The following is a 5,099-nucleotide window of genomic DNA, read 5'->3' as shown; positions in this document are numbered from 1 at the left end:
TTTTTTTGTTGACAGGATATGAAAAATAGTGTTTTATGGCGTTGCTGTACTAGTCGAATTGCGTCTAGAATTACGGTAAAGGTATAACCTTTCTTATAAGTTTATATGATTGTTCAGAGCCCTGCTTTTGCGGGGTTTTTTTATTGTCTTGTTTACAAAAAGAAACACACATGAAAACCACTGAAAAACTTGCAAAAAGAAAGCCCCCAAAGGCAGGTCAAGGGCGGGTAAAAGGTGTGCCAAATAAAACGACACGTATTTTGAAAGAAGCAGTGCTTAAGGCAGCAGAGCGCGCTGGTAAGAAATATGGTGATGATGGTTTGATCTCTTATCTCGAAAAACAGGCAATCAAATGCCCCGCTGCTTATTTGGCATTGTTGGGGAAGATTTTGCCTCTTCAAGTGACAGGGGAAGATGGTGGGGCGATTAAGATGATAACGCGTGTAGAAATCGCGCCTTTGGTCAATGACAACGCGACAGATTAATATTGTTCCAAAGCTTATACCGATTTTTACAGGTAAGGCTTTGGTACGGGCGGCTTGGGGAGGAAGAGGGTCTGGAAAGACAAGATCATTTGCCTTGATGGCTGCTTTAAAAGGCTATCAATTTGGTAGGGAAGGGATATCAGGCACTATCCTTTGTGCACGGCAGTTTCAAAACTCGCTAGCAGAAAGTTCATTGGAGGAGATTAAACGCGCCATTGAAGCGCACGACTTTTTAAAGGACTATTACAAGGTTGGGGAGTCGTCGATTAAGTCGATTGATGGTCGTATAGCCTTTCAGTTTTCTGGTCTTGACCGGAATATTGCAAGTATCAAGTCTATGGGGCGTATTTTGCTTTGTTGGGTTGATGAGGCGGAGCCGGTTACAGAGACGGCTTGGCAAACGCTTATACCGACTTTGCGAGAAGAAGGAAAAGATTGGAATGCAGAATTATGGGTGACATGGAACCCGTTGCGAGAGAATGCCCCCGTTGAGAAGCGGTTTCGCTTTTCAGACAATGCGGCAATTAAGCGTGTTGAGATCAACTGGTCAGACAATCCGAAGTTTCCCAAGATCTTGAATGAAGCACGACTTGATGATCTGAGAAACCGCCCCGAGACCTATAAGCATATCTGGGAAGGGGATTATCTGAAAGCGGTTCAAGGCGCTTATTATCAAAAGGAAATGTTGGCAGCCGAGCAGGAGGGGCGGATAGGGCGTGTTGCGCGCGACCCCTTGATGCAAATACGTGCTTTTTGGGACATTGGGGGCACGGGTGCTAAGGCAGATGCAACAGCGATATGGATAGCGCAATTTGTTGGACGAGAGATCAGAGTGCTTAATTATTACGAAGCACAGGGACAGCCGTTATCAGAGCATATAGGCTGGTTGCGTCAAAATGGTTATGAGAAGGCATTGATGGTTTTGCCCCATGATGGTGCGACCAGAGACCGTGTGCACAATGTGAGTTTTGAGAGTGCTTTAAATGATGCGGGTTTTCAAACAAAAGTTATCCCTAATCAGGGAGCAGGGGCTGTTAAAATACGTATAGAAACAGTCCGCCGTGTTTTGCCTTCTGTTTGGTTTAATGAGAAGACGACGGTAGCAGGGCGCAAGGCACTGAACTGGTATCACGAGAAATGGGATGAGAAGCGTAATATTGGCTTGGGAGCAGAGCATGATTGGTCGAGCCATGGGGCGGATGCCTTTGGTTTAATGTGCATTGTCTATGAAGCACCCAGTGTCAAACCCAAGCAAGAGCGTTATTGCACTATGGAAAGAGAAGCGGCATCATGGATGGCATTTTAAGTCAGGACACTCAAAAAACAACAATCCTCGATGAATATGAACTCTATAAGCGTTTAAAGTCTTGGTACGCAGAAGATATTGAACATGTTAGATATTGAACATGTTAATGAATGGCGTGAACAGGCGCGTGAAGATTTTGATTTTTATAATGGTCGTCAATGGGCGGAAGAAGATCTTGCGGTTTTGAAAACACAACGCCCGTCCTGTCATGACTTTTAACCGCATTGCACCCCTTGTGAATGCTATTGTTGGGGCGGAGCGTAATAATAAGCGCGAAGTACAGTTTCAACCACGGCAAATGGGAGCAGCAATACCCAATGAATTGCTTACTGGAGCAGCAGAATGGTTTCGTGATGAGGCAGAGGCGGAATATGCCGATTCCGATGCTTTTCAGGATATGGTTATTTGCGGTATGGGCTGGACAGATACGCGGCTTGATTATGATACAGATCCCGAAGGGATACCTGCTGTTCAACGTTTAGATCCCTTAAAAATGGTTTGGGATGCCAATGCTGTAAGACCAAATCTCATTGACGCACAGCGTATGTGGTATGTTGATCGCAAATCCGTTGAGGATGCTAAAAGTCTTTTTCCTGATGTTGCTGTTGAAGATCTTAACGCCGATTGGGCTATCGATAGTACAACCGCTTCTGAGGATTCTCATGTATCGCTTGATGCGTATCAAGATGACTCCAATGCGACTTCTCTCTCAGATCCGTATTCTGGGAAACGCTATGTTACGCTGGTTGAATGCCGTTGGTTTGAATATGAGACCACTTACAAGGCGCCTGATCTTCAAACCGGCCAGATGCGCAACTATAGCAAACAGGAGTTTGAACAGCTTCAAAGGGTAATGCCACAATTACAAGGGGTGTGTTTTAATAAAAAAGTGGTGAGACGCGCTTTTCTAGGACGACGTCTTTTAAGCCAGCCCGATAAGCCATTAGCACCTGATGGGCAACTTGGGTGGGAGTGTATCACGGGCACGCTGGATAAGCTTAAAAACCAGTTTTACGGAATTGTTCGCCCCGCAAAAGATCCACAAAAATGGTCGAATAAATATTTTAGCCAAGTGATGTATATCCTTAATAGCCAGTCTAAGGGCGGCTTGATGGCAGAACGAGGCGCTTTCGATGATGATCGCCAAGCCATGGAAAGCTGGGCGCGAACGGATACGATTACTTGGGTTAAAAATGGCGCGCTTACAGGAGGGAAAATTCAACCAAAGCCAAATGCACAATTTCCCAATGGATTTTTCCAGCTGTTTAATGAATCGCGTGAAGCGATAACGCATGTAACAGGGTTATCGGCCGAGTTTATTGGAACACGGGAGGTCAACCAAGCCAATGTGCTGGAAAATACACGCCGGCAATCAACGCTTAATTTGCTTGCGGGGCTGTTTGATAATCTCAAGCTTTATCGGTGTAGGCAGGGAAAGATTATCCTTTATCTCATTCAGAATTATCTCTCTGATGGGCGTCTGGTACGTATTTCTGGACAAGAGAATGCCCAATATGTGCCGTTGACGCGTGAAGCTGTTACGACGCTTGAGTATGACATTATTGTTGATGATTCACCGACAAGCCCCAATGAAAAAGAGAAAACTTTTGCGGCAATTACGCAGATGTTGCCGTTGCTTGGTGGGTTCTTAACACCGGAGATGATTCCAGATCTTCTTAAGCTTTCCCCACTACCGGCAACATTGGTAGCAAATTTAACGGCAAAAGCACAGCAGGCACAACAAGAACAACAGCAACAACAGATGATGCAACAAAGCCAAGGGGTGCAATTAACTCCAGAGCAACAAGAAAAGATTGCTGTTTTACAGCAGGAAGCGCAAGCAAAGAGCACACTCTATCAACTTGATGCGCAGCAGAAACAAGCGGCATTGCAGCAGAAAAATATCGAACTTTTTTTAAAACAAGAACAAGCAATCTATGATGAACATTTTGCCAGTGATAATGCTGTTGAGTTGGTCGAGCCTGAACAAGTTGAGGAAGTTTTGGATGCAGAGGAAAGTTCTGAACAGCCAGCTGTAGAAGCACTTCAAGAGCAGCCAAATTCTGATGTAATAGAATCTGATAAACTAGAGCAAGAGCGGCAAGCACGCCAAAAGGCAGAACAAAGCGCCATTGAAGCGCGTGAATTGGCTATTGAACTTGCGCAAAAATATGCCGCCATACAGGAAGAAATCACGCGCCGCCGTGAGGAAAATGTTCCCTCCCTAGAAGACGACCCAAAAGCACATTTTGCATGGCTTAGTCATAAGGTACAAGAACAACAGAAATTGCTTGATGAGTTTTCTCATATGAGAGAGAGCCAAGAGCGCATGAGTCAAGAGGAATATGAACGCCAAAAGTTGGGGGATTATTTCGAGGAAGCCAAAGCGCAAGTACAAGATAAATATCCAGATTTAGACAGTATCACGGACTATCTCTATGAAAGAGCAGACAGTGTCTTACAAGCGCAAGCAAGCCTTTATCCGCAATGGAAAGACCCAGAGGCACGGCAACAGCAAATTGGTGCTGAATTGCGCCAAATATGCCAGCAGTGTCAGAAAGCCGGTATAAATCCAATTGAGGTGCTGGTGCAAAAAGCAAAAGCTTTTGGCTATAGTGGAGCGCCAGTTAAGGACGAAGTGGGAGCCCTTCAAGAGCGCTCTCAAGCAGCGCGGACGCTTACAGCGCGCGGCGGACAAGTTCCAACCGGCGGTATGGATGTGAGAACGCTCTTTTCCATGCCAGAAGCCGAATTTGCTGTATGGGTTGAGAAAAATCCCGAAAAATTTGAATAAATTATGAGCAGAGCGTGAGATGTGCGTGGTGACGCGACAGAGAGAACCAAGTGATTGTTATCGTTTGGGGGAGCCGCAAGGCGAGTTTTAAAAACCAAGAAAGGCATTGATTGAAATGGCAGTAACAGAAGTAAATCTTAATGACCCATTAGCCGTTGGCGTTTGGGCTAAGATGCTAAACACAGAAACTTCAAAAGCGTTGCCCATTGCACCGCTGATGGGAAAAGGCAAAAACAGCATTATTCAAGTATTGGATATGCTAGGAAAATCCGCTGGTGACTCTGTGACGAGCGGATTAAGAGTCCAACTTATGGGGGATGGCGTTAGCGAGGGACAAACGCTGGAAGGCAATGAAGAAGCACTCCAATTTATGAATGAAACGGTGCGCATTAACGAGCTTTCTCATGCTGTACGCGTAAAATATGAAGGCACCATTGATCAACAACGTGTTTTATTTAATTTACGAACAGAAGCAAAAGATGGGCTTGTTGATTGGTATGCAGATCGCTTAAGT

At 45.2% G+C, this 5,099-nt stretch carries 4 protein-coding genes and 1 pseudogene; all 5 read left to right on the top strand.

Going from position 1 to position 5,099, the window contains the following annotated elements; all coding sequences use genetic code 11:
- Positions 1-170 precede the first annotated feature (170 nt).
- Positions 171-485 (top strand): hypothetical protein, encoded by a 315-nt coding sequence (locus ACFIKE_RS04900; RefSeq protein ID WP_375648536.1) that lies wholly within the window; start codon positions 171-173, stop codon positions 483-485.
- Complete coding sequence (locus tag ACFIKE_RS04895) at positions 466-1,791, top strand: PBSX family phage terminase large subunit (RefSeq protein WP_375648535.1); 1,326 nt, start codon at positions 466-468, stop codon at positions 1,789-1,791. The genes ACFIKE_RS04900 and ACFIKE_RS04895 overlap by 20 nt, the downstream gene beginning before the upstream one ends.
- Positions 1,776-3,724, top strand: a pseudogene (locus ACFIKE_RS04890) (portal protein); the annotation flags it as partial. The gene ACFIKE_RS04895 and the pseudogene ACFIKE_RS04890, both read left to right, overlap by 16 nt.
- Positions 3,725-4,585 (top strand): hypothetical protein, encoded by an 861-nt coding sequence (locus tag ACFIKE_RS04885; RefSeq protein WP_375648537.1) that lies wholly within the window; start codon positions 3,725-3,727, stop codon positions 4,583-4,585. It abuts the pseudogene before it with no gap.
- A 115-nt stretch (positions 4,586-4,700) separates the two neighbouring features.
- The coding region (locus ACFIKE_RS04880; protein ID WP_375648534.1) for a DUF4043 family protein at positions 4,701-5,099 on the top strand (399 nt) is incomplete at its 3' end.

The sequence above is a fragment of the Bartonella sp. MU70NMGDW genome, from assembly GCF_042194085.1.
GTDB classification, from domain to species: Bacteria; Pseudomonadota; Alphaproteobacteria; order Rhizobiales; family Rhizobiaceae; genus Bartonella; species Bartonella grahamii.
The sequence above is the reverse complement of the archived record's forward strand: the minus strand, read 5'-3'. Positions and strand labels throughout refer to the sequence as shown.

Excerpts from the sequence above, each read along its gene's own strand:
- ACFIKE_RS04900 (WP_375648536.1), top strand. The coding sequence starts at position 171 with ATGAAAACCACTGAAAAACTTGCAAAAAGAAAGCCCCCAAAGGCAGGT.
- ACFIKE_RS04895 (WP_375648535.1), top strand. The coding sequence starts at position 466 with ATGACAACGCGACAGATTAATATTGTTCCAAAGCTTATACCGATTTTT.